We start from the raw sequence: 1,144 nt of genomic DNA, 5'->3' as shown, positions 1-1,144 counted from the left end.
CTGAGCGATACGGCTGTTTTCTTTTATAAATGTGATAATTTTTATAACAAGGCTGCTGAACTGGGTATTATGTACGATGACCCTGATCTTAACATCAACTGGCAGTTGCCCAAAGAAGATTTAATATTGTCTGATAAGGATATGCATAATGCTTACCTCGCAGACATCATTCATCAACTATAAATTTGCATCGTATAATGCAGTTACAGGCACACCGCTTCAACACGTTTTAATAACCTGTGAATTTGTGAACCTGTAAACTTTTAAACTAAGAATAATGAAAGGAATTATACTCGCCGGCGGCTCCGGCACAAGGCTCTATCCTATCACAAAAGGTATCAGCAAACAAATAATGCCGGTGTATGATAAACCCATGATTTATTACCCGCTTTCTGTTTTAATGCTGGCAGGCATAAAAGAAGTTTTAATCATTACAACGCCGGAAGACTCATCACAGTTTCAGCGGTTGCTTGGCAATGGAAGCGAATTGGGCTGCAGCTTTTCATACGCCGTGCAGGAAAAACCCAACGGCCTTGCACAGGCTTTTGTGATTGGTGAAGAATTTATTGGCGATGATAAAGTAGCGTTGATATTAGGCGATAACATTTTTTATGGTTCTGGTTTTAGTAAACTGGTGCAATCATTCAACAATGTGGAAGGCGCCGCAATTTTTGCCTACGAGGTAAACGATCCCGAACGCTATGGTGTGGTTGAGTTTGATGAAAACTTTAAAGCCTTATCCATCGAAGAAAAGCCGGTACAGCCAAAATCAAACTATGCTGTTCCGGGTTTATATTTTTATGATAACAGCATTGTACATATTGCAAAACATATACAACCATCTCCGCGTGGCGAATATGAAATTACCGATGTAAACAAAGTATATCTTGAGCAGGGCAAACTGAATGTAGGTGTTATGAACCGTGGCGTTGCCTGGCTTGATACCGGCACTTTTGATTCTTTAAGCGATGCCTGTGAGTTTGTAAGGGTAATTGAAAAACGCCAGAGCCGCAAAGTGGGCTGTATTGAAGAAGTGGCTTACCGGATGGGCTTTATTGATCGCACCCAACTCTTAAAACTCGCTGACTACTACTCCAAAAGCGGTTATGGAGAGTATTTGAAAAAATTGAAGCCCTGATTGGTG

General features: G+C 40.8%; 2 protein-coding genes. Both read left to right on the top strand.

The genetic code is table 11. The annotated features are described in order from the left end of the window. Positions 1–183 (top strand): dTDP-4-dehydrorhamnose 3,5-epimerase family protein (locus BM015_RS21280; protein WP_143075939.1); only part of this gene is annotated, 183 nt, incomplete at its 5' end. Positions 184–277: 94 nt separating this feature from the next. Next, the gene (rfbA, locus tag BM015_RS21275; protein WP_090663389.1) at positions 278–1,138 is read left to right on the top strand and encodes a glucose-1-phosphate thymidylyltransferase RfbA; all 861 of its coding nucleotides are present in this window, start codon (positions 278–280) and stop codon (positions 1,136–1,138) included. Positions 1,139–1,144: the final 6 nt, after the last annotated feature.

The sequence above is a fragment of the Parafilimonas terrae genome (assembly GCF_900115755.1).
GTDB lineage: Bacteria > Bacteroidota > Bacteroidia > Chitinophagales > Chitinophagaceae > Parafilimonas > Parafilimonas terrae.
The sequence above is the reverse complement of the archived record's forward strand: the minus strand, read 5'-3'. Positions and strand labels throughout refer to the sequence as shown.

Bases quoted from the DNA above. Each gene is read 5' to 3' on its own strand.
- rfbA (WP_090663389.1), top strand. From the start codon at position 278: ATGAAAGGAATTATACTCGCCGGCGGCTCCGGCACAAGGCTCTATCCT.